Source organism: Roseibium denhamense, assembly GCF_009711415.1.
In the GTDB taxonomy this organism is placed as follows: domain Bacteria; phylum Pseudomonadota; class Alphaproteobacteria; order Rhizobiales; family Stappiaceae; genus Roseibium; species Roseibium denhamense.
The window spans coordinates 1-913 of the sequence record NZ_SMLZ01000044.1 but is presented as its reverse complement, the minus strand read 5'-3'; the positions used below and the strand labels follow the sequence as shown (position 1 = coordinate 913).

The following is a 913-nucleotide window of genomic DNA, read 5'->3' as shown; positions in this document are numbered from 1 at the left end:
TTTCACCGCGCGGGATTGTAAGCGAAACATCCTTCGCAATGTAGCGGAGATCGCCTTTTAACCTGAAGCACTTCGTTAGATGTTCGAGACGGATCATTGCTGTTCTTCTCGCAGTTTCGCATCGAAAAGCCACACCATAAATAGCCCAAAAACAAGCGAGAATACGGCAAGTCCGACGATATAGGTCATATCGAGGTAAGAGGCACGGTATGTTGGATAGAAGCCTTGCCGAAACAATCCAATTATATGAACAAGTGGGTTCCACAAGAGATAAGTTTGAAATGGTTCAGGAATATCTTCGGGCAGGAAAAATACGCCTGAAACAATGAACGCTGGTCGATTGATAATACCCCATACCTGTTGGTAGGTGCTGCTCAAGTGGAACCATACGATATTTGATATTCCCACGCCTGCACCCAATGTAATAGCGATTAGGCTTGCTAAAAAGACCGATTCTAAATCTAAGCGTGGAAATGATACCATTAAAGCTAATCCACCGAACAACAAAACGTTTACAATGTAAAGTGTGGCAATCTGAAGCAAAATTCGAGCTATAATGGCATCATACGGTCGGACTACCGGATAATTCAACAGGGCGCGATTGGATTGTATCGCGGCGCTGACTTGGTCTGATGTCGATCGGTACATGTAAAACGCGACGTAACCAGTTGCGAAAAACAGTGTAAAGCTTCGACCGAGCGGAGGAACTCTTGCAATAGCCGAAAAAACCGTTGTGAGAATGGCAATTGTGAGGACCGGGTCAAGGACCGCCCACATATATCCGCCGAATTTATTCCCGTAGCGCGTCGTCATTTCCCGCACCACGAGCGCAAATACGATGTTGAATTGCCGTCGCAGGCTTTGGATCAGGGTTTCTGAATACATCGCTCGGCCCAGATTCGGATTGTTTCAT

At 46.2% G+C, this 913-nt stretch carries 1 protein-coding gene; it reads right to left on the bottom strand.

Translation table 11 applies throughout. The annotated features are described in order from the left end of the window. Positions 1-93 precede the first annotated feature (93 nt). Positions 94-885 carry an ABC transporter permease gene (locus E1180_RS00145; protein ID WP_155189072.1) on the bottom strand — a complete coding sequence of 264 codons (792 nt, stop codon included), beginning with the start codon at positions 883-885 and terminating at the stop codon, positions 94-96. Positions 886-913: the final 28 nt, after the last annotated feature.